General features: G+C 63.4%; 16 protein-coding genes. 2 read left to right on the forward strand and 14 right to left on the reverse strand.

Annotated elements, in window-relative coordinates:
* Nucleotides 1–400: transposase (locus ACTJKX_RS32135; protein ID WP_440725774.1), on the forward strand; the 400-nt coding region annotated here is incomplete at its 5' end.
* A 139-nt stretch (nucleotides 401–539) separates the two neighbouring features.
* Here the strand turns inward: ACTJKX_RS32135 and ACTJKX_RS32140 are convergent.
* From ACTJKX_RS32140 to ACTJKX_RS32175, 8 genes are all read right to left on the reverse strand, one after another.
* The gene (locus tag ACTJKX_RS32140) at nucleotides 540–1322 is read right to left on the reverse strand and encodes an SDR family NAD(P)-dependent oxidoreductase (protein WP_311944767.1); all 783 of its coding nucleotides are present in this window, start codon (nucleotides 1320–1322) and stop codon (nucleotides 540–542) included.
* Between the two features lie 367 nt (nucleotides 1323–1689).
* On the reverse strand, nucleotides 1690–2691 hold the full coding sequence (locus ACTJKX_RS32145; RefSeq protein ID WP_311944764.1) for an ABC transporter ATP-binding protein: 1002 nt from the start codon (nucleotides 2689–2691) through the stop codon (nucleotides 1690–1692).
* 35 nt (nucleotides 2692–2726) lie between these two features.
* Nucleotides 2727–3557 carry a carbohydrate ABC transporter permease gene (locus ACTJKX_RS32150; RefSeq protein WP_311944762.1) on the reverse strand — a complete coding sequence of 277 codons (831 nt, stop codon included), beginning with the start codon at nucleotides 3555–3557 and terminating at the stop codon, nucleotides 2727–2729.
* Between the two features lie 3 nt (nucleotides 3558–3560).
* Nucleotides 3561–4427, reverse strand: a complete 867-nt coding sequence (locus ACTJKX_RS32155) for a carbohydrate ABC transporter permease (protein WP_311944760.1) — start codon at nucleotides 4425–4427, stop codon at nucleotides 3561–3563.
* Between the two features lie 235 nt (nucleotides 4428–4662).
* Nucleotides 4663–5970 (reverse strand): ABC transporter substrate-binding protein, encoded by a 1308-nt coding sequence (locus tag ACTJKX_RS32160; RefSeq protein WP_376717795.1) that lies wholly within the window; start codon nucleotides 5968–5970, stop codon nucleotides 4663–4665.
* A gap of 226 nt (nucleotides 5971–6196) precedes the next feature.
* Nucleotides 6197–7147 carry a sugar-binding transcriptional regulator gene (locus tag ACTJKX_RS32165; protein WP_311944759.1) on the reverse strand — a complete coding sequence of 317 codons (951 nt, stop codon included), beginning with the start codon at nucleotides 7145–7147 and terminating at the stop codon, nucleotides 6197–6199.
* Nucleotides 7148–7327: 180 nt separating this feature from the next.
* Nucleotides 7328–7741 (reverse strand): MarR family winged helix-turn-helix transcriptional regulator, encoded by a 414-nt coding sequence (locus ACTJKX_RS32170; RefSeq protein ID WP_311944758.1) that lies wholly within the window; start codon nucleotides 7739–7741, stop codon nucleotides 7328–7330.
* Nucleotides 7742–7895: 154 nt separating this feature from the next.
* Nucleotides 7896–8669 (reverse strand): ferredoxin--NADP reductase, encoded by a 774-nt coding sequence (locus ACTJKX_RS32175; RefSeq protein ID WP_311944756.1) that lies wholly within the window; start codon nucleotides 8667–8669, stop codon nucleotides 7896–7898.
* Between the two features lie 559 nt (nucleotides 8670–9228).
* Between ACTJKX_RS32175 and ACTJKX_RS32180 the strand changes: the two genes are divergently transcribed.
* A complete protein-coding gene (locus ACTJKX_RS32180) occupies nucleotides 9229–10791 on the forward strand; it encodes a mannitol dehydrogenase family protein (RefSeq protein WP_440727743.1) in 1563 nt (520 codons plus the stop codon).
* 364 nt (nucleotides 10792–11155) lie between these two features.
* On the opposite strand, the gene ACTJKX_RS32185 is transcribed toward ACTJKX_RS32180, so the two are convergent.
* The 6 genes from ACTJKX_RS32185 to ACTJKX_RS32210 form a co-directional block, all read right to left on the reverse strand.
* Nucleotides 11156–12787 carry a mucoidy inhibitor MuiA family protein gene (locus ACTJKX_RS32185; RefSeq protein WP_440727744.1) on the reverse strand — a complete coding sequence of 544 codons (1632 nt, stop codon included), beginning with the start codon at nucleotides 12785–12787 and terminating at the stop codon, nucleotides 11156–11158.
* A 185-nt stretch (nucleotides 12788–12972) separates the two neighbouring features.
* Nucleotides 12973–13830 carry a type 1 glutamine amidotransferase gene (locus ACTJKX_RS32190; protein ID WP_311932921.1) on the reverse strand — a complete coding sequence of 286 codons (858 nt, stop codon included), beginning with the start codon at nucleotides 13828–13830 and terminating at the stop codon, nucleotides 12973–12975.
* Nucleotides 13831–14002: 172 nt separating this feature from the next.
* Nucleotides 14003–14344 carry an ADP-ribosylation/crystallin J1 gene (locus ACTJKX_RS32195; RefSeq protein WP_311932919.1) on the reverse strand — a complete coding sequence of 114 codons (342 nt, stop codon included), beginning with the start codon at nucleotides 14342–14344 and terminating at the stop codon, nucleotides 14003–14005.
* Nucleotides 14345–14417: 73 nt separating this feature from the next.
* Nucleotides 14418–16007, reverse strand: coding sequence for a phosphoglycerate dehydrogenase (serA, locus tag ACTJKX_RS32200; RefSeq protein WP_311932918.1), 1590 nt, complete (start codon nucleotides 16005–16007; stop codon nucleotides 14418–14420).
* Nucleotides 16008–16164: 157 nt separating this feature from the next.
* On the reverse strand, nucleotides 16165–17331 hold the full coding sequence (locus tag ACTJKX_RS32205; protein WP_440727745.1) for a phosphoserine transaminase: 1167 nt from the start codon (nucleotides 17329–17331) through the stop codon (nucleotides 16165–16167).
* Between the two features lie 182 nt (nucleotides 17332–17513).
* Nucleotides 17514–18434 (reverse strand): carbohydrate ABC transporter permease, encoded by a 921-nt coding sequence (locus tag ACTJKX_RS32210; protein WP_311932916.1) that lies wholly within the window; start codon nucleotides 18432–18434, stop codon nucleotides 17514–17516.
* Between the last annotated feature and the right edge of the window lie 8 nt (nucleotides 18435–18442).

Raw genomic sequence — 18442 nt, forward strand, 5'->3', positions numbered from 1 at the left:
GACCCAGACCCTGATCGCGGGCCTGCGTCACCAAGGGCTGAGCGCTCCTTGGGTGATCAAGGGCGCGATGGATCGTGCCGCCTTCAATGTCTATGTCGAAACCCAGCTGGCGCCGACCTTGCGGCCTGGCGACATCGTTATCCTCGACAATCTCAGTGTCCACAAAAGTGCAAAGGCCGAAGCCCTTATCCGGGCGCGCGGGGCCTGGATGCTGTTCCTGCCGCAGTACTCGCCAGACCTGAACCCCATCGAAATGGCCTTCTCCAAGCTCAAGGCGCATTTGCGAAAAGCCGCAGCTCGAACCTTCGATACCCTGTTCAAAGCCCTCCACGACATCTGCAAACTCTTCGAGCCACGCGAATGTCAAAACTACTTCAAGGATGCAGGATATGCTTCATAATATCGGCACGATGCTCTAACAATTCTTGGTGACCTCTCCGGAGGTGACCTAGATGGGTCGCAAAACCCCTCATCCGTCCCTTCGGGACACCTTCTCCCGCAAGGGGAGAAGGTTAGGGTAGCGCCTTTGCGTGCTGCCCCTACCAGCAGGTGTAGCCGCCATCGACGGTGACGATCGAGCCGGTCATCAGGCTGGCGGCATCGGAAGCCAGGAACTGCACGGCGGAGGCGATTTCCTCCGGCTCGCCCATCCGACCCTGCGGTGTCATCTCCAACCAGGTCTTGAACATTGCCGCATTGGCCGGGTCCGTCGCGGCATAGGCAGTCAGCGGCGTGTTGATATAGGTCGGCGCCACCGAGTTGACGCGTACGCCGCGCAGGCCCCATTCGGCCGCCAGGGACTTGGTGAGGTGATGCACACCGGCCTTGGAGGCGTTGTAGTAGGACTGCTCCTGCGGCTTGTTGACGATGATGCCGGACATCGAGCCGATATTGATGATCGAGCCCTTTCTGGCGGCCAGCATGTGCTTGCCGAAGGCGCGGCAGCACCAGAACACGCCATTCAGATTGACGTCGAGCACGTTGAGCCAATGCTCGTCGGCGACGTCCTCGGCCGGGGTCATCGAGCGAGCGATGCCGGCATTGTTGACCAGGATCTCGACGGTGCGGCCCTTGGCGGCGAGGTCGTCGGCCACGGCGGTCACTTCCGCCGAATTGGTGACGTCCATCTTCACCGTCTCGGCCTTGTAGCCCTTGGCTGCGAGGGCGGCCTGCCCCTCTGCCGCGACCTTCATGTCGAAATCGGCGATGACCACTTCGGCCCCGAACTCGGCCAGGGCTTCGGCGCAGGCCAGGCCTATGCCACGCCCGCCGCCCGTGACGAGGGCATGCCGGCCAGTGAGATCGAGTTTCTTCTTATACATCGCGGATCCTTTCCATGCGTCGCTCCCGTTTGCTGCATCGATTTTGCAAACGGGACAAAAGCCCGTGCAGCTACGGATCAATCTAATGCGGCATGCCGATTCGACGAAGTCAATCCTGCATTGGCCCTACAATTGGACAAGCATTTCGTGGGCTGTCTTCAAAGCCGGATCGAACGTCACAGGAAGCTCGACCTTCATCATCACCGGACATCTCGTCCCCGACTGGACGAGGTGTCCGGTGTAGATCCAGGGGCCGCAATCTCGACGGGTTGCGCCAAGCCGGACGCCCGGGACATGACAAAAGTTGGAGCCCTTTCCGGTTCCATCGCGAATTTTGAGTCCGTCTCTGGAGACCTGTCCTCCAGAATCAGGCGAGGGACAGGCCCTTGTCGTCGAAGCGATGCAGGCGGTCGGGCTGCGGCGTGAGATAGATGGTATCGCCGGTGGTGAGGCTGAACTCGCCGGGTGCTCGCGCGGTGACGCGGGTGCCCTCGTCGAGATCGACATAGAAGAAAGTGTCCGAGCCCAGATGCTCGGAGATCGAGATCTTGCCCTTCCATTGCCCCTCGCTCGGGGACAGGTTGAGATGCTCGGGACGGATGCCGATGGTGGTGGCGTTGTAGTTTGCCGCCGCGCCATCCTTGAGGAAGTTCATCTTGGGCGAACCGATGAAGCCGGCGACGAACAGGTTCCTCGGCTTGTTGTAGAGCTGGAGCGGCGAGCCGACCTGCTCGACATTACCGGCATTGAGCACCACGATCTTGTCGGCCATGGTCATGGCCTCGACCTGGTCGTGGGTGACGTAGATCATCGTGGTCTTCAGGTCCTTGTGGAGCTGCGAGATCTCAATGCGCATGTTGACGCGCAGCGCCGCGTCGAGGTTCGACAAGGGCTCGTCGAACAGGAAGGCCTTGGGCGAACGCACGATGGCGCGGCCGATGGCGACACGCTGGCGCTGGCCGCCGGAGAGCTGGCGCGGCTTGCGGTCGAGATAGTTGGTAAGGTTGAGCGAGGCGGCGGCCTTGGCGACCTTCTGGTCGATGACGTCCTTGCTCTCGCCCGCCATCTTCAAGGCGAAGGCGATGTTGTTGCGCACGCTCATATGCGGGTAGAGCGCGTAGGACTGGAACACCATGGCCAGCCCTCGCTTGGACGGCGGGGCCTGTGCCATGTCGACGCCGTCGATCTTGATCTCGCCCGAGGTGGTGTCCTCCAGGCCGGCGATCAGGCGCAGCAAAGTGGACTTGCCGCAGCCCGACGGACCGACGAAGACCACGAACTCGCCATCCTCGATGTCGAGGTCGAGATCGGGAATGATCACGACTTCACCGAAGGCCTTGCGCACATTGCGAAGATTGAAGCGGCCCATTTACGCAGCTCCCCATTCTGACATGTTGTTGTTCGTCATTTCACGGCGCCGAAGGTCAGGCCGCGGACGAGTTGTTTTTGCGAGAACCAGCCGAGCACCACGATCGGCAGGATGGCGAGGGTCGAGGCGGCCGACAACGTGGCCCAGAACAACCCCATCTTGGCCGAGTAGCCCGCGATGAACTGCGGCAGCGGCGCGGCGTCGAAAGTGGTCAGGTTCAGGGTCCAGAACGCCTCGTTCCAGGCCAGGATCGTGTTGAGCAAAAGCGTGGAGGCGATGCCGGGGACGGCCATCGGCGTCAGCACATAGACGATCTCGCGCCAGAGCGAGGCGCCGTCCATGCGGGCCGCTTCCAGGATCTCGCCGGGGATCTCCTTGAAATAGGTGTAGAGCATCCACACCACGATCGGCAGGTTCAGCAGGAACAGGACGACCATCACGCTCCAGCGGCTGTCGAGCAGGCCCCAGCGGTTGAAGAGCAGGAAGATCGGCATCAGGGCGCCCACCGCCGGCATCATCTTGGTGGAGAGCATCCACATCAAGAGATCCTTGGTGCGCTTGCCGGGCGCGAAAGCCATGGCCCAGGCGGCCGGAACCGCGAAGATCAGGCCGAGCAGGGTGGAGCCGACCGACAGGAAGATCGAGTTGAGCGCGGCCCTGCCATAGTTGGATTCCGTAAAGATGTTGCGATAGTTCTCCAGCGTCCATTCGAAGAAGACGAATTTTGGCGGCAGGATGCCTGCCTCGCCTTCCGTCTTGAAGCTGGTGATCACCATCCAGAGGATCGGGAAGAAGATCAGGAAGCCGACGATCCAGGCGGCGGCTGTCACGACGACCTTGCGCCGGGTGGAAACTGCGCGTGCCATGGCTCAGGCCTCCAGATTCTTGCCGATCATGCGGACGAGGAAGAAGGCGACGATATTGGCCAGCACCACGGCGACCAGCGCGCCGGCCGAGGCCGCTCCGATATCGTGGTCGCCCGCTTCGGTGAGATAGACCAGGAAGGGCAGATTGGCCGTGTTCAAGCTGCCATTTGTCGTGACCTTGATCTCGGCGAAGATGTTGAGGAGGAAGATGGTCTCGATCAGGATCACCACCGTGATGGCGCGCGAGAGATGCGGCAGCACGATGTAGAAGAAGTAGGAGATCGGCTTGGCGCCGTCGAGCTGGGAGGCTTCCTTCTGTTCCTCGTCCAGCGACTGGATGGCGGTGAGCAGGATCAGGGTGGCGAAGGGCAGCCATTGCCAGGCCACGATGATGATGATCGACAGCAGCGGCCAGTTGGTGAACCAGACGACCACCGGCAGGTGGAGCACCTGCGAGACCCAGGTCAGCATGCCGCCGTCGGCATTCATGAACAGGTTCTTCCAGATCAACGCGGCCACTGTCGGCATCACGAAGAACGGCGCCAACACCATCAGGCGCACGATGCCCTGGCCGGCGAAGGGCTGATCCATCAGCAGGGCGATCAGGATGCCCCCGACGATGGTGATGGCAAGCACGGAGCCCACGATCAGCAGCGAGACGCCCAGCGACTTGAAGAAGGTGGGGTCCGTCAGAAAGTAGGTATAGTTCCCGAAGCTGTTCCAGTAGAAATTCGTCGGATCGTCGAGCGTATAGTTGTTCAACGAATAATAGATCGTCAGAACGAGCGGAACGATCATCCAGATGAAGAGCATGATGACCGAGGGCGCGACGGCCACCCTGGCGAGCACACGCGTCTGCTGCGTTGCCATCTTGAGGTCCTCCCCACAGACCAAATCTTGAATGTTTCCGAGCAAAGCGCGTTCAGGCTCGAACCCCGTATGTGAGCCCAATCTTTGCTTCGACGCGTCTTGGCTTCTTTGGCGACCCCTTCGAATCCCCAAAAAGCGTTCGTTCAAGTCTTCGAAAGGGGGCTGTCCCGGTGATGAAGAGCCGGGACAGCCAAGTTTCAGGAGGGGCGATGAGCCCCGTCCCGGGAGGAAGGGGTCACTTGATGTAGCCGGCCTTGGTCATGGTGCGGGTCACCAGCTTCTGCGATGCGGCCAGGGCATCGTCGATCGAAGCCGAGCCGGCCAGGGCCGAGGAGAATTGCTGGCCCACCGAGGTGCCCATGCCCTGGAACTCGGGAATGGCGACGAACTGCACGCCGACATAGGGCACCGGCTTGACGGTGGGATGGGTCGGATCAGCCGACATGATCGAATCCAGCGTCAGCTTGGCGAAGGGCGCAGCCTTCTGGTAGTCGGGATTGTTGTAGAGCGAGGTGCGGGTCCCGGGAGGTGCCGCAGCCCAGTTGCCCTCGGTCTTGGCAACCAGGGCCGAATAGTCCTTGCTGGTGGCCCAGGCGATGAACTTCTCGGCGGCTTCCACCTTCTGAGAGCCGGCGGGGACCGCGAGCGACCAGGCCCACAGCCAGTTGGCGTTCTTACCCTGGCCGGTATTAGGGGCGAGGGCGAAGCCGACCTTGTCGGACACAGTCGACTGCTTGGGGTCGGTCACGAAGCCGGCCGCTACCGTAGCGTCGATCCACATGGCGCATTTGCCCTGGTTGAACAGGGTGAGGTTCTCGTTGAAGCCGTTGGAGGAAGCATCCGGCGGGCCGGCTTCCTTGAGCAGGTTCACATAGAAGGTGAGCGTGGCCTTCCATTCGGGCTGATCGAACTGGGGCTTCCAGCTTTCGTCGAACCAGCGGGCGCCGAACGAGTTCGACATGGCGGTGAGGAAGGCCATGTTCTCGCCCCAGCCGGCCTTGCCGCGCAGGCAGATGCCGTAGGTGTCGGCGGTCTTCAGCTTCTTGGCGGCATCCGCCACGAAGTCCCAGGTCGGGCTGTCGGGCATCTTCAGCCCGGCTTTCTCGAACAGGTCCTTGCGATACATGATCATCGAGGACTCGCCGTAGAACGGAGCGGCGTAGAGCTTGCCTTCATAGGTCAAGCCGTCGCGGATCGGCTTGATCAGGTCATTGGTGTCATAGTTGTCGCCGAGCTTGTCGAGCGAGACCAGCCACCCCTTCTTGGCCCAGATCGGCACTTCATAGGTACCGATGGTGAGGATGTCGAACTGGCCGGCCTTGGTGGCGATGTCGGTCGTCACCTTCTCGCGCAGGGCATTCTCCTCGAGGGTGACCCAGTTCAGCGTGATGTCCGGATTGGCCTTGGTGAAATCCTCCGAAAGCTTCTGCATCCGGACCATGTCGCCATTGTTCACCGTGGCGATCGTCAGTGTCTCGGCGGCTCCGGCCACCGTAGACCAGGCGAGGGAAACGCCGCAGGCAAGCGCGCCTGCAAGCGAAATCAGTGATTTTGCCGTTTGCACCAGAACCTCCCGTCAAAAATGCGCACCGCTTGTCACGGCTTGTGGGCGTGGGCAGACGCCCAATACGAGAGCATATTCTCAGCGGCGCGGCTTAATGTCAAGCTGAGTCATGCGCCGGGATTGCGCCTGCGGGGCAGGCAAGCGCCAGCGCGCGCGGAAGAGGGGCCGCGCGTCGGGCGATTTTCGGCTCTGGGCAGGGGTGGGTCTATTCGAGCAGAGCGATGGCCGTCTGTTCGTCGGTGATCAGACCGGAAAGCAGGTCGCCCTTCAGGGCGGCGCGGATCGGGGCGATCTTGCGCTGGCCGGCGGCGACGCCGACCACAGGCACGAGACGCGCCAGCCGGTCCGGGCGGAAGCCGGGCAGGCGCTCGGTATAATCGTTCTGCAGGATGCGGCCGTTGCGGTCGAAGGGCCAGGCGGCGATCTCGCCGATGGCGCCATTCTCGATGAGATAATGCATTTCCTGCTCCAGCACGAAGCCGTCCTGGTGGATCGGAGAGCCGTAGCTGACGTCGCTGACGCCGACATAGACGGCCCGTGCCGTCTCCACCAGATCCTGCAGCAAAGTGTGTACCGGCTGACTTCTCAGAGCCTGGCAATGCTCGACGGTGTCGGCGAGCACCGGCATTTGCAGCGGGTAGCATTTGGCGTCGAGCTTGTCGGCCAGGCGCATCGCGATCTCGAAGGGGCTGACGCAGCCGTCGCGCGCGGCATTGCCGACGATCGAGACCATCTTGAGGTCGGGGCGCGGCTTGGCCGAGATCTCGCGGACCATGCGCAGCAGGGTGCGTCCGGTCGAAAAGCCGAACACGCCCGAGCCGCGCTGGCCGAACTGGGTCTCGAGGATCTGCGCGGCGGCCAGTCCCACGGCTGCGAGCGGGTCGTGCAGGCCGTTCGGTACGACTTCGCAGATGGTCAGGCCGTAGCTGTCGCGCAATTGCTTGGCCAGCGCCGTGCATTCGGCGATGGGGCTCTGGATGCGGAACTCGATCACGCGTTCCGAGACGGCCAGAGCGACCAGGCGCTGCACGCTCTGGCGCGAAATATCGAACTGGGCGGCGATCTCATCCTGGGTCGCCCCGTCGATGTAGTAGAGCCAGGCGGCGCGGGTGGCGAGATCGAGCTTGCGGTTCTGCAGGTCTGCGAGGTCGCTCATGATATCCCATCCCTCTGAGTATTTGCCCAGGCTGGTTGCGAACGCCCAGTTTTATAACCTAGAATGCATTCATCGGGTAGCGGCGCAAGCCTCAGCATCGAGCGACGGTACGATTTTAGTCCTGCGGCGCTCGGGACAGGCCTCGTTGGGGACAATTCCGGCATTGTTGTCAGAACGGCGTCAGCGCAGCTTGTCCAGCAGCGCCCGCAGCGTGCCGCGCTCTGTCTCGCTCAGCGGCGCCAGGGTCAGGTCCGTGACGGCGGAAGCCTTGGCCACCAATTGGACGTATAGCGCTTCGCCCGAGGCGGAGAGGGAGACGACGAGGCGGCGACGATCCTCGGCATCGGGCCGGGTTTCGATCAGGCCGCGGCGCGACAGCCGCTCGACCACGCCCTTGACGGTGGCGACGTCCATGGCCGTGAGCCGGCCCAAGAGATTCTGGGAGGAGGTGCCGAGTTCGGCAAGCTTGGCCAGCACCGCCCATTGCATCGGCGTCAGGTCCTCGCCGAGCCCGTCGGAGAACAGGACGGCATGCCGCTGGTAGACCTGCCTCAGAATGAAGCCAATCTGATCGTCCAGTCTGTAATCGGTCATGGCATTCCAAGCAGAATTTCTCGATATTGCCCACGAATGGGCGATATCGAGAAATTCTGCAAGCGTTTGAAATTCTGCAGATTCCTCCCGATCGAGCCCGTGGTTCGATCGGGAGGAATCTGCCTGGAGGCGAATCGAGACGTGGACGCTGAGCCTACTTGTCCACGAAGGCCTTTTCGATCACGAAATCGCCCGGCTCACCATGATTGCCCTCGACGGCCCCGCGTTCCTCCAAAAGGGCCTTGAGGTCGCGCAGCATTTCGGGGCTGCCGCAGATCATCACGCGGTCCTGCTCGATGTCGAGCGGCGGCAGGCCGATATCCTCGAACAGCTTCTCGGACTTGATCAGGTCAGTGATGCGGCCGGTGTTGCGGAAGGCCTCGCGCGTCACCGTCGGATAATAGATGAGCTGCTCGCGCACGGCCTCGCCCAGGAATTCATGGGCGGGAAGCTCGTGGGTGATGCGCTCGCCATAGGCCAGTTCCTGGACCTGGCGGCAACCATGGATCAGCACGATCTTCTCGAAGCGGGCATAGGTCTCCGGATCCTTGATCAGGCTGAGGAAGGGAGCCAGGCCCGTACCGGTACCGACCAAGTAGAGGTAGCGGCCGGGCTTGAGGTTGTCGAGCAGCAGTGTGCCGGTGGCCTTGCGCCCGACGATGATGGCATCGCCTTCCTTCAGATGCTGCAGCCGCGAGGTCAGCGGCCCATCCTGCACCTTGATGGAGAAGAATTCGAGCGTCTCTTCGTGATTGGCGCTGACCAGGCTGTAGGCACGCAGCAGGGGGCGGCCATTGACCGGCAGGCCGATCATGGTGAACTGGCCGTTCTCGAAGCGGAAGCCCGGATCACGCGTGGTGGTGAAACTGAACAGCCTGTCGGTCCAATGATGGACGCTCAGAACCCGTTCCTCGTTGAAATTGCTCATGCTGGCCGCCTTGCCACTAGGCAGGTTCCTCCTGATCGGGCCGCGGTCCGATCAGGAGGAACCTGCAGGATATCAAACTTTCCAGAGTGTCTTGGCGAGGCTCGTCCATGGGCCTCGCCAGGGCACTCTGTTCAGGTCGTCACTCATTCTCACCGAGGAGATATCCGCAAATAATCTGGCAATCAAATAAATAAACAAGGAATTGCGTGAATTAGAACCGATCCACGGTGGACGTCCTGATTTTAGGCAAAACTCGTTAGTGTGCAAACGAATTTTGCGCGCCAAAAAATGACCCTCTGCAACAAGTCCTTGCCAAAATGTCGGAAGCAGGGCCAAGTATGCAGCTATTGCAGGCACGCCTTCGAATTGCGGTCAGGCGTCGCCGCTTTCAGCCGGACGAGAACAGGAGGGGCAGCCCCGTTCCCGGTCCGGCATCCATCACCCAGGCATGGAGGCTCGGGCAGGCCCGTTCTGCCGGCTCGAGCTAGAGCAAAACGCGTTTGAACGTAAACGCCCGATTGCTCTAACTCTTTGTTTTGACGCGTCTTTACGATTCTTGATGATGCGTCAGATTGCAAAACGCTTTCGCGACCGACGGCGCCGGATCGCCGCTGCCGCTACCATCATGGAGACGATCTTGAAGAAGCTTTCCTCGAAGACCCTCGGAAGCCTCGGCGCTGCCATCGCCGTTCCCGGGTATGATCGTTCCGCCGTGCGCCCTGGCATCGTGCATTTCGGCCTCGGCAATTTCCATCGCGTTCACCAGGCCGTCTATGTCGATCGCTGCCTGCACAAGCCCGGTAACGAAGGCTGGGGCATCTGCGGCGTCGAACTGATCGACGTCCCCGCCACCCGGGCCAAGGCCGAGGCCTACCGCGCCCAGGATTGCCTCTACACCGTCACCGAATATGCGCCGGATGGTGCGGCCAGCACGCGGGTGATCGGCGCCATGGTGGATTATCTGCATGCGCCTGATGATCCGGAAGCCGTGCTGGCCCGCCTCAGCCACGCCGATACCCGCGTCGTCTCCCTGACGATCACCGAAGGCGGCTACAATCTCGACGAGACCACTGGCGTGTTCAAGCTCGATACGCCGGAGGTGGCGCTCGATCTGGCCGGCGGTCCGCCGCGCACGGCCTTCGGCTACATCGTCGAGGCGCTGCGGCGTCGACACGAACAGGGCACGAAACCGTTCACGGTGATGTCCTGCGACAATCTCCGTCACAATGGCGGCACGGCGCGCAAGGCCATCGTCTCCTTTGCCCGCGCCCGCGACGCGGGGCTTGCGGCCTGGATCGAAGCCGAGGTCGATTTCCCCAATTCAATGGTCGACCGCATCGCGCCGCAGATTCCGCCCGAGGTGAAGGAGCGCCTCAACAAGCGCAGCGACATCGATGATGCCGTGCCCGCTTTGGGCGAAACCTTCAGCCAATGGGTGCTGGAGGACGATTTCCGGGCCGGGCGCCCGCCCTTCGAAGAGGTCGGGGTCGAGATGCGCGACGACGTGCCGGCCTTCGAGTTCATGAAGGGGCGCATGCTCAATGCCTCCCACATCCTGCTGGCCATGCCCGGTATTCTCATGGGCTACCGCATCGTGCACGAGGCGCTCGCCGACACCCGCCTGCATCGGCTCCTGGAAACCTTTCTCGACCGCGACGCCATTCCGCGCATCGAGGGGCCGAAGGGTGTTTCGCTGGAAGAGTACAAGAACGCGGTGCTCGAGCGCTTCTCGAACCCGGCCATCAACGACCAGCTGCTGCGCATCGCCTTCGACACCACGGCCAAGATCCCGGTCTTCCACTCCAAGACCCTGGAAATGCTGCTGGCGGACGGTGGGGATCTTCGGCGCGAGGCTTTCTTCCTCGCCTGTTTCGGCGCCTATCTGACCGGCAAGGACGACAGGGGCGAGGCGTTCGATGTGGTCGAGCCGCGCCTCAGCGAGCAAGACTGGGAGCTCGTCCGCGGCGGCAATCCGCTCGACCTGCTGCGCACCAGCCCCTTCGCCAAGCTCGGCCTCGCCGAGCACCTGGAGTTTGCCAAGCTCTATGCCGGCTATGTCGCCTCCATCCAGGCGACCTCGGCGGGCCAGACCCTGGAGGCGCTGCTGGTCGAGACGGCGTGAGGGGAAATCATGGCGTCCGTCATCCCCTGCAAAGTGGCGTATCTTTCCTCATCCGGTGCCGCGTGCCACCTTCTCCCGCAGAGGCTACCAGATCACACATCTCGGCTCCGCCGATTGGAGCGCGCGGATCCCTCCCCGGTTTCGGGGGGGATGGGCCGGCAAAGCCGGCACAGGTTGGGGAGGGTGGCACAAGTCCAGCTATAATTGACGAGGCAGCACCAATCTCCCCCCTTCCGTCGCTGCTGCGCAACGACACCTTCCCCGAAACCGGGGAAGGATTCCCGCGCCTATATTGGATGCGAGAGAAGTGTGAATCTGGTAGCCCACAGAGGGAGAAGGCCGTCGCCCTCCATCCTGACAAGCCTCAATCCAGGTTGATCGTCTCGGCGCCCGGCCAGGTGACCTTGTAGCCGAAATTGATGTCCTTGCTGGCGCCGGGGGCGAGATCCACCGTCCAGACCAGCACGCCACGGCGATTGTCGGCGTCGCGCTGGGTCGGTGGTGTCATCTGGGCGGAGGGTTCCACTTTGATGTCCTTGTTCTCGGCGACCGGCAGGGCTTCCTCGATCGACAGCTTGATGGCATTGGCGCGGCCATTGCGCAGGCTGATCTTGTAGTCGCGCCTTTCGCTGGTGGTGGGGCGAGCGATGCCGGTGTTGCTTTCCAGCTTGCGCGTCACTGCCCGTTCCACCTTGATGCGATCATCGGCGCCGAAGCCGAGGCGCACGGGTTCTCCCTTGGTGGCGAGCGGCATGGCGGTCTGGCCGGCATAGAGGCCGTCACGATAGATCGAGACGGAACCCGGAAAAAGCGGCGTATCCTCGCCATTGCTGAAGCTGGCCTCGAGGAAGGCCGTCTGCTGCAGGGAGGGGACGGCACGCGCCACGATTTCCGGCGTGAGCGTGGCCGAGGCGAGGCGCAATGCCTTGGAACCCGGCCCCGAGGGCACGCTGGCGCGGGCCGGAAGGGCCCACACGCTCTGGTAGCCGGCCGTGTTGAGCTTTGCCTCGGTCTCCCGCCCGGGCCTTGGCTGGGCCTGCGCCGCTGCGGAAGCTTTCGGTGCCGGGGGCGCTGCGCTCTCTTCGGCACGGCTGCGCGCCAGAGCATCGGCCGGCAGCACGTCATAGTCGGGCTGGAAATTGAGGACATAGCTGGCAAGCTTGGGAGGCGCGGCGCCCGTGGTGGCGCGGGCGGTCGAGATGGTGAGGGCGACGTCGCTCCAGTCCTCGCCGGTCGCTTGTGTGATCTTGGCCCGCCGTACGAGTTCGAGTTCACCCTTCTCGCTGTCGAGGCGGGCATCGTAGAGCGGTGACCAGCCGGCATTGCCGATCAGGTAGGAGACGGCGATGCGGCCTTTCACGGCCTGCTCGGCATTGACGGAGAGGCGGAGCTGCGTGCGCTTCTGGCCCTCGGGCCGGCCATCGCGCTGGCTCTGCAGCCTGGCGATGTCCTCGTCGAGATCGCGGATCTTGAGCGCATTCTGGCGCAGTGCCTCATTGACCTCTGCCATGTCGTCGCCGACGGCGTTCCAGGCGCCGCGCAAGGCGGCGATGTTGCTGCCCTCCTTGGCCGCGTTGAAGGTGGCGCCATTGGCGAAGCGTTCGATCAGACCGCGCTTGGCGAGCAGGGCCTTGCCGATCCCGGCCAGGCCGTCGCGCTGATCCTTGAGATCCTGCAGGGTCTTGTTCGCCGCGGCATCGGGTACGGGGCCGTCGCTCAGGGCATTGGCGATGTCGATTCCCGCCAGGGAGACGCCAGAGGCCTCACGCATGTCGACCCGGATCGAGGCTGCGTCGAGACCTGCGGGCAGATCCTTGGCGACCAGCACATTCTCGCCCGCCGGTATGTCGAACTCGATCACCCGGGTGACCGTGGCGCCGTCGGGATAGACAGAAACGGCATCGATCTTCGACTGCACCCCCAGATCCGCTGCAAAGACCGGCGTGGTACCCAGGAGCAGAAAGGCAGTAAGGGCGAGGCGAGGGACGGGGGACATGACGGATCTCCGTTGCGGGACCGCCATGGGAAGGCAGGATTGCGGCGCGATGGCGACCGCAACCTCGAGCTGTATCGGGGGGAACAGAGAGCGTCGGCCTTGCCGGCGAGGGGGCCGGAAGATCGGCAGGTCAAAACCGCATTGCGACCGGCGGGGTGGCGCCGATCGCATGGGGCAATTTGGGATCAGCCGCGCCCGCGTTCGGAAATCACCGGCTTCACGCGCAGCTCGATGAAATTCTCGATTTCCCTCAGCCGGCGGCGGGCGTCGAGGATGTCGGGACCGATGCCGTAGCGCCAGGAGATGTCGGTGCGTCTGACGTCGGCGACCAGCGCCTCGAGGTCGGCAATCCAACCATCGGCAGCCCTTTCTTCGCGGAAGAAGCCTTCGGCGAGCAAGGTCGGCTTGTAGCGCCGCATGATCACCGTCAACTCGTTGAGCGAGAATTCGGGATGGTACTGGATGCCCCAGAAACGTCCGCCATCATGGCTGATGTCGACCGCCTGTACGTCGCTCACCGTGTTGCTGGCAAGCACGATGGCGCCTTCCGGCAGCGCCTCGACCTCGTCGCCATGCACGCAGGGGCTGGTGAAGATGGGCGCCTTGCCGGCGTAGAGCGGGTGGTCGCGTCCCTCGGCCGTCAGCGTGATGTCGCGCGCGATGCCGACTTCGCGGCCCTTGGGATTTGATCGCACCGAGCCGCCGGCGGCGACGGTGGCGACCTGCAGGCCCCAGCAGGAACCGAAGAAGGGCGTGCCGGACTTGTAGACCTCGCGGGCCAGCTCGACCTGGCGCATCGATTCGGGTTCGGCCTTCCAGATGTTGAGGCCGGAGCCGGTGATAACGACACCGTCATAGCTTTCGAGGCCGGCGGCATCCGGCAGGTTGGCACCTTCGTCGGCGGGCAGGGCGATGTCGCAGATCGCATCCGGCGCCAGGCTCTTCAGTACCGCCGCATAGGATTCCGACGGCGTGAGGCCGTAGGTCGCGCGGTGACGTTCACGCGCTGCACGGACATTGCCTTCGACGACGAGGAGACGCATTGCTCACCTGTGATCACATTTTGCCGCGACCGGGTTTAGCAGCCCGCGAGCCGGCGGGAAAGGGTGAAGAGTAACGATCCGTACAAGATGGGGGCCGGGGCGGCAAAATGAAGCGTTTGGTATGCGCCCTTGGGAGATTTTTCGGCGCAAACCCGCCGGAGCAAGGTTCCGCTCAGGGAAATGAATCGACGATCTTTATCTCGCCGATGATCGCGGCATTGAAGGCGGGAAGATCTTCGGCCGGGATCCAGTATTCCTGGTGATCCTTGCCACCGGCATCCTGGACCGCATAGCGCTCAAGGAAGGCCTGATCGACGTCAAAACGGGTCACGAAACCGGAGCCGCTGGCCGGTACATTCCAGTCTCGCGCAATCTTCACCGCGTAAGCGTGCGTCGTGACGGGGTAGAAGATGGGCTGGTCCGGCAGGCGTGGCGGAAACGCCTTCATTCCGCTCGCTTGGATCAGCGCCAACTCCGCCGGACCGACTGGACGCCAGAGTGTTACGCCGTCCATATCGCATCCTCCCTTTGCCGGCGCCCTGTCAACGACAGCAGGCACCGGCGCCTTGTCAATGATGATCGCTGTCTCAGAAAGTCAGCGCCTTCACCTGCACCACGTTCGGGATGGTGTTGATTTCCTTGAGCAGGGTTTCGCCCACGACCTGGTCGATGCCGACCAGGGCGATGGCATTGCCGCCTTCGAAATCGCGGCCGAACTGCATATGGGCGATGTTGATGCCGTTCTCGCCGAGCAGCGTGCCGATGCGGCCGATGAAGCCGGGACGATCGTGGTTGGTGATGTAGAGCATGCGCGGCAGCAGGTCCGCCTCCACATTGATGCCCTTGATCTGCACGATACGGGGCTTGGTGCCGGCGATGATGGTGCCGGCCACGGCCCGGGTCAGGTTCTCGGTCTCGACCTCCAGCGTGATCAGGCTGTCGTGGTCGCCCGTCTTCTCGCGCGTGGTCTCCTCGATGACGATGCCGCGCTCGCGCGCGACGCTGGGGGCGGCCACGATGTTGATGTCGGCCAGGGCCGGGCGCAGCAGGCCCGCCACCGCTGCCGACGTCAGCGCCTTGATCTTCATGTGGGCGACATCGCCCTCATAGACGATGCGGATGGTCTTGATGTCGGTCTCGGTGAGCTGGCCGGCAAAGGAGCCGAGCTTCTCGGCAAGCGAGATATAGGGCTTGAGGCGCGGGGCCTCTTCCGCCGTGATCGAGGGGAAGTTGACGGCATTGGAGATGGCGCCGCGCAGGAGGTAGTCCGACATCTGCTCGGCGACCTGCAGGGCGACGTTCTCCTGGGCTTCCGTGGTCGAGGCACCCAGATGCGGTGTGCAGACGACATTGGGCAGGCCGAACAGCGGGTTCGCCGTCGCCGGCTCCTCGACGAAGACATCGAGGGCGGCGCCGGCGACATGGCCGGATCTCAGGAGCTCGGCGAGGGCTTCCTCGTCGACCAGGCCGCCGCGGGCGCAGTTGATGATGCGCACGCCCGGGCGCGTCTTGGCCAGCGCCTCGCGCGACAGGATGTTGCGGGTCTGCGGCGTCATCGGCGTGTGCAGGGTGATGATCTCGGCCCGGGCGAGCAAATCGTCGAGTTCGACCTTCTCGACGCCGAGTTCCAGCGCGCGTTCGGCGCTCAGGAACGGGTCGAAGGCGATGACGCGCATCTTCAGCCCCACCGCGCGGTCGGCGACGATCGAGCCGATATTGCCGCAGCCGATGATGCCGAGCACCTTGCCGGTGATCTCGACGCCCATGAAGCGGTTCTTCTCCCACTTGCCGGCCTGGGTGGAGGCGTCGGCGGCGGGGATCTCGCGGGCCAGCGCGAACATCATGGCGATGGCGTGCTCGGCCGTGGTGATGGAATTGCCGAAGGGCGTGTTCATCACGATCACGCCGCGGGCGGTGGCGGCCGGGATGTCGACATTGTCGACGCCGATGCCGGCACGGCCGATCACCTTGAGGTTGGTGGCCTTGGCGAGGATGGCAGACGTGACCTTGGTGGCCGAGCGGATGGCAAGGCCGTCATAATTGCCGATGATCTCGGCGAGCTTGTCCTTGTCCTTGCCGAGGGCGGGTTGGAAATCGACCTCGATGCCGCGATCCTTGAAGATCTGCACGGCGGCGGGGGAGAGGGCGTCGGAAATCAGGACTTTGGGAGCAGTCATGGAAGCTCTCCTGGAGCGCGGGCATCTGCCCGCTTATGGAAACGGGATTCTTTGCAGAAGATGATGCTGCTGGGGCCGCCGATCTCTTGTCGGCCTCATTCCGGAAACGTCGTGTTTCCGAAGGGCCGGCAGGATGCCGGCGGTCCCAGGGAAGAACTCAGCCGAGCGTGGCGATCGCCTTGTGGAACGACCAGTCGAGCCAGGGCATCAGAGCCTCGACGTCGGCGGTCTCCACCGTGGCGCCGCACCAGATGCGCAGGCCCGGAGGCGCGTCGCGATAGGAGCCGATGTCGAGCCCTGCCTTCTCCGCCTCGATGGCGGAGGAGAGCGCCTTGGCGAAGGCGGCCTGCCCTTCGGGCGGGAGTGCCGCCACCCTCTCATCCACCACCTTCAGGCAGACCGAGGTGTTGGAGCGGGTGGCCGGGTCCTTGGCCAGGAAATCGATCCAGGGCGTCTTTTCGACGAAGCGCTCGATGGCGGCGAGGTTGGCGTCGGCGCGGGCGATCAGCCCGTCGAGGCTGCCCGTGGCCTTGGCCCAGTTCAGCGCGTCGAGATAGTCCTCCACGCAGAGCATCGAGGGGGTGTTGATGGTCTCGCCCTTGAAGATGCCCTCGATCAGCTTGCCACCCTTGGTCAGACGGAAGATCTTGGGCAACGGCCAGGCCGGCGTATAGCTTTCCAGCCGGGCGACGGCGCGAGGGGAAAGGACGAGCATGCCATGGGCCGCTTCGCCGCCGAGGGCCTTCTGCCAGGAGAAAGTCGTGACGTCGAGCTTGGCCCAGTCGAGACGCTGGGCGAAGGCGGCCGAGGTGGCGTCGCAGATGGTCAGGCCTTCGCGATCCGCCGGGATCCAGTCGGCGTTGGGCACGCGCACGCCGGAAGTGGTGCCGTTCCAGGTGAAGACGATGTCGCGGTTCTTGGCGTCGATCTCGTTGATATCGACGATGTCGCCATAGCCGGCCTTGAAGATGCGGGCATCGGTGAGCTTCAGCTGCTTGACGACGTCGGTGACCCATTCGGCGCCGAAGGATTCCCAGGCCAGCACGTCGACGCCGCGGGCCCCGAGCAGCGACCACAACGCCATCTCGACGGCGCCCGTGTCGGAAGCCGGCACGATGCCGATGCGGTAGTCCGCCGGCACGCCCAGCACGTCACGGGTCAGCTCGATTGCCTGCTCAAGCTTGGTCTTGCCAAGCTTCGCACGATGCGAGCGGCCGAGGGCGGCGGATTTCAGGGCTTCGGGGGTCCATCCGGGGCGCTTGGCGCAGGGGCCGGACGAAAAGTTGACAACAGCGGGCTTGGCCGCTGGCATTGGCAGTGTCATCGCGATGTCTCCATCCTCGCAGATGGGCGTTCCTCGTTGGGGAGGAATGTCCCGCAGCCCGTATGCGCTGCGGCGGGGATGGCGTCAAGAGACTTTTGATGGTCGGATAGAGGAAACTTTGGCGTAAGCCTTTCGAGCGCGCGACCGTGGCAGAAACGCCACGGCCACCCTGTTACTCACCGTCACTTCACTGAGCCGGCCGTCAGACCCTTGACGATGTAGCGCTCCAGGAAGATGCCGATCAGAGCGAGTGGGGCGATCGCCGTGGTGGCAAGCGCGGCCATCGACCACCAGTTGATGCCCTGCGAGCCGGTCTGGCTGGCCACCATCACCGGCAGGGTCTTGGCATCCGAGGAGGTCAGCAGGGCAGCGAAGAAATATTCGTTCCAGGTCAGCACCAGCGCCAGGATGAAGGCCGCGACCATGCCGGGGAGGGCGATCGGCAGGATGATGTGCCAGAAGGCGCCCCAGAGTGACAATCCGTCGACCAAAGCGGCCTCGTCGAGCTCGGTGGGGATGGTGTCGAACTGGTCGCGCATGATCCAGATCACGATCGGCAGCACGGTGAGGGTGTAGAGCAGGATCAGGCCGATGCGGGTATCGAGCAAAGCGAGCTCGCGGTAGAGCACCAGGAAGGGCAAAGCCAGCACCACCGGTGGCAGGATCAACTGCGACAGGAAGAAGAAGGAGATGTCGCGGTTGCGCATCCAGCCGAATTTGTACTGGAAGCGGCTGAGGCCATAGGCGGCGAGCGAGCCGATCACCACGGCGAGCAGCGAGGAACCGAGCGAGGTGATCACGCTGTTCAGGAAGCGCGACAGGAATTCCGAGCGCACCGTCGAGGTCGAGCCGAGCGTGTCGGGCGACAGGCCGAGCGAGCGCCAGCCCTTCCAGTCGGGCTGGAAGTCGAGCCACGGAATGAGATGGCCCTGGGTGACGTCGACCGCCGATTTCATCGAGGTGGTCAGTGTCCAGTAGATCGGAAACAGGCAGATGAAGGCCCAGGCGACCAGCGCGCCATAGATCAGCACGCGGCTCAGCACGGTGGTTAGGCGAAAGGCGGTGTCGCGGGGCACGGCGGTCGGGATGGTTGTCGTCGTCATGTCGATCC

It is taken from the genome of Labrys sp. 22185, from assembly GCF_052045555.1.
In the GTDB taxonomy this organism is placed as follows: Bacteria; Pseudomonadota; Alphaproteobacteria; order Rhizobiales; family Labraceae; genus Labrys; species Labrys neptuniae.